Here is a 1340-nt window from a genome sequence, read left to right on the forward strand (position 1 = left end):
GTCGAGGGCATATTGGCCCCCTCCCCCACCGCCAGCAGGCCGTTGCGGACCAGCCGGGCAGCGGCGTCGCCGTCGAGCTCGTTCTGCGTGGCGCACGGCAGCGCGACGGTCGCGTCGATGTCCCAGACGGAGCCGCCCTCCACGTAGGAGACTGCGGAGCGCCGGGCTTCGTAGTCCTTGAGCCGTCCGCGCTCAACCTCCTTGATCTGGCGCAGCAGCGCGACGTCGATCCCGGCCTCGTCCACGACATAGCCGGAGGAATCGGAGCAGGCCACAACGGTGGCGCCGAGCGCCTGGGCCTTGGCGATCGCGTTGATGGCGACATTGCCGGAGCCGGAGACCACCACGCGCTGGCCGTCGAAAGACTGGCCGCGGGTCTTAAGCATCTCTTCGGTAAAGATCACGGCGCCGTATCCCGTAGCTTCGGGCCGCACCAGCGAACCGCCCCAGGAGATACCTTTGCCGGTCAGCACGCCGGATTCGTAGCGGTTGGTGATCCGCTTGTACTGTCCGAAGAGGAAGCCGATTTCGCGGCCGCCGACGCCGATGTCCCCGGCTGGGACGTCCGTGTACTGGCCGATGTGGCGGTACAGCTCGGTCATGAAGGACTGGCAGAAACGCATGATTTCGGCGTCCGAGCGTCCGCGGGGGTCGAAATCGGAGCCGCCCTTGCCGCCGCCGATCGGCATGCCGGTCAGGGCATTCTTGAAGATCTGCTCGAAGCCAAGGAACTTAATGATTCCAAGGTTTACCGAGGGGTGGAATCGCAGGCCACCCTTATAGGGGCCCAGCGCCGAATTGAACTCCACCCGGAAGCCGCGGTTGATCTGGAAGCTGCCGGCGTCGTCCGTCCACGGCACGCGGAAGATGATCTGCCGTTCGGGCTCGCAGAGCCGCTCGAGGACAGCTCCTTCAAGGAACTCCGGGTGGCGGTCGTGCACCGGTCCGAGACTTTCAAAGACCTCGATGACTGCCTGGTGGAACTCCATTTCGCCGGGATTCCGTGCCAGCACCGTGTCCCGGATGACTTCAAGCCGTGCGTCCACTGCAACTCCCTAAACTCTGGCGCCCCTCAGCGGGCGCCACAAACAAGCCTTTCCATGGTTGCACTGCGCCTTGCGGGAATTCTAAATGAAGCACTGACAGGCAGCCCGTATGACGCGAATGGCTGAACCTTCGTGGGCTCCATGCATTACCCCGTCAACCCGGCGGAGCGGGGTCCTGCCGTTCGTCGTCCTCGAGAGATTGTTGCTATCCAAGGCCGGTGCACCAGAAGGAACAGGTCGCAGCCGATATTCCGCGCATTAGAGTCTGCTGCTTGGGAAGAGCAGGCAGCAGAC

At 64.0% G+C, this 1340-nt stretch carries 1 protein-coding gene; it reads right to left on the bottom strand.

What is annotated here, in order from left to right; genetic code table 11:
• Nucleotides 1-1046, bottom strand: a 1046-nt coding sequence (gene gdhA / locus LQV45_RS32995) for an NADP-specific glutamate dehydrogenase (RefSeq protein ID WP_230011880.1), incomplete at its 3' end; no start/stop codon positions are given.
• Nucleotides 1047-1340 lie beyond the last annotated feature (294 nt).

The organism is Microbacterium sp. Bi128 (genome assembly GCF_918698205.1).